Source organism: Paenibacillus sp. 01L418 (genome assembly GCF_056400045.1).
In genome coordinates this window covers 1-2009 of the sequence record NZ_JBFTSN010000686.1, presented here as the reverse complement: position 1 = coordinate 2009, position 2009 = coordinate 1, and the positions used below count along the sequence as shown (strand labels likewise).

Below are 2009 nucleotides of genomic sequence, written 5' to 3'. Positions count from 1 at the left end.
TTGTAGATTTTTACGTCTTCCGTTTGCCCAAGGCGATGCACCCGTCCAATGCGTTGTTCGACTCTCATTGGATTCCAAGGCAGATCGAAATTAATCATGTGGTGGCAAAATTGCAGGTTTATCCCTTCGCCGCCAGCTTCCGTTGCGATGAGGATTTGCGCGCGCCCGCGGAATAAATCCATCATCCAATCCTTTTTCCCGCGGTTCATACCGCCGCGATAAGGGACGGCAATCATATTTTGAGCACGGAAAAACTGCAGCAAATATTCCTGAGTAGCTCTGTATTCAGTGAAAATGATAACCTTGTCATCCATTTCTTTGACAAGCTCCATCGCTTTTTCTGCTTTGGTATTGGCTTTGATATTACGAATTTTCTCTACGAGCTCCCATATTTTTGGACGCATAGGGGAGTCCTCGGACGTTTTCTTAAATAGATTAACAAGCGTTAGAAAAACCGCATCGCGGCTGCTGCATACTTCACGCTGAAGCGTAACGAGTGAAAGCATGCTCGATAAATCGCCGCCGCTTTCTTCATACCGTTCCTTGACGAAGCCCGTCACCGCGTCGTACAGCGCTTTCTCTTCTTCTGAGAGAGTAAGCGGTATATTTTTGACAAAACGTTTCGTGAAATGAATGCCGCCGTCCCCGCGCCGATTCCGAATCATGACGCCAGAGAGTGCTTCCTGCAGCTGATCTTCATTTTTCGGAAGCCGCTTGTCGACAACAAAGTTTGCTGCAAATTCACTTTGACCGCCGAGCTGACCAGGCTTGAGCAGCGTAATGAGATTGAACAGCTCATCCATATCGTTTTGGATAGGGGTAGCCGTAAGGAGCAAGCAATATTTTTTTCGTAAAAGATTAGCAAACTGATAGTTCGTCGTTTTCTTGTTTTTCAGCTTATGTGCTTCATCGATGATGATGATGTCATAATCTGTTCCAAGCACAATCTCGCGATGCGGATCACGCTTTGCGGTATCGATAGAAGCGACAACTACATCATATCCCCATGTATGCTCTTTCTTCTGGGCTACGGCAGAGATGCCGAATTTCTGATTAAGCTCACGCACCCATTGAAGCACAAGGGAAGCGGGGACAAGAATGAGAATACGCTTAGCTAAACCGCGCACAATATATTCTTTGAGCACGAGTCCTGCTTCAATCGTTTTGCCAAGGCCAACCTCATCGGCCAAAATCGCACGGCCGCCCATCTCATGCACCACTTTGCGCGCTGTGCTGATTTGATGTGCCATAGGCTCGAAGGCTGGAAGAGATCGCAAGCATAACAATTCTTCGAAGCTTTCAATTCGTTTCGCTTGCTCGGCCTCCATAGCGAGCTGATATAACGTCCAATCATCCCATGGGCCGCCTTTTGTTAAACGGTTTTGCAGTTCTTCAAACCAAGAGCGGTCATGCTGCAGCTCAACTAAAGGATGAAGCTTGCGAGAAGTAAAGGCGGCAGTGCCTGCTTCACCTGAGGCAGCCTGYGGCGTCGTCTGAAATGTCATCTAGTACAGCTCCTTCCGCAGTAAAAGGGATAAGTTGTTATTAGTATTGCCTTTTCATCTAATATTAATAAGATGCTGCTTAAAAAAGAGGATGGACTAGCAATATAACGAGAGTGGGCATGTAAGCGGACAGGTTTGCTAAATTTCGCCACAAACGAGCATGTGAATCAATATGTAGTATAGTATAATGGTTTTATGACACAATATATTGTGCTAAAAGCATATCTGATCTTACCTATGCCTTCAGCACGTTAGTATGAGGGAGGAAGCAGCTGCGATGGAGATGTCTGGTGGAAATCGGCTTGAGGGCCTTAGTGAAAAAATCTTTTTGGATCGATATGCGTGGAAAAATGCAGATACGAGTAAAACGGCGATCGGCGATATCGTGCTTGTTCTAACGAAGGATGATCCGAAATTCCCTGTCAAGGAAGTCGGAGAAGTTATCGGCCGTGATGGCAGCAAGGTTACCGTAAAGCTTAGAAACGGCGAGCATGTGGAGTCTAC

2 protein-coding genes are annotated in these 2009 nt (G+C 46.4%); one reads left to right on the top strand and one right to left on the bottom strand.

Going from position 1 to position 2009, the window contains the following annotated elements; all coding sequences use genetic code 11:
- Nucleotides 1–1505 (bottom strand): DEAD/DEAH box helicase (locus AC1DSE_RS34665; protein ID WP_477529056.1); only part of this gene is annotated, 1505 nt, incomplete at its 3' end.
- 277 nt (nt 1506–1782) lie between these two features.
- On the opposite strand from AC1DSE_RS34665, the gene AC1DSE_RS34660 reads away from it, so the two are divergent.
- Nucleotides 1783–2009, top strand: a 227-nt coding sequence (locus AC1DSE_RS34660; protein WP_477529055.1) for a hypothetical protein, incomplete at its 3' end; no start/stop codon positions are given.